The organism is Bacillus sp. DE0042, from assembly GCF_007680225.1.
GTDB lineage: Bacteria > Bacillota > Bacilli > Bacillales > Bacillaceae_G > Bacillus_A > Bacillus_A wiedmannii.
Map to the genome: position 1 here is coordinate 1 of NZ_VEJP01000051.1, position 224 is coordinate 224.

Here is a 224-nt window from a genome sequence, read left to right on the forward strand (position 1 = left end):
GTGACATGTGGAGCTGACGAATACTAATAGATCGAGGACTTAACCATATAATATGTAGCAATGTTATCTAGTTTTGAGAGAACATAAAAAAACTTGTTGACTTTTAAAGTAAATAAGTTATAATAATGATTGTCTCAAAAGAATAATGTCTGGTAATGATGGCAGAGAGGTCACACCCGTTCCCATACCGAACACGGAAGTTAAGCTCTCTAGCGCCGATGGTA

General features: G+C 36.6%; 1 rRNA gene. It reads left to right on the plus strand.

The features are described 5' to 3' along the window. Window positions 1–148: 148 nt before the first annotated feature. Window positions 149–224, plus strand: a 5S ribosomal RNA gene (gene rrf, locus FS802_RS30810); the annotation flags it as partial.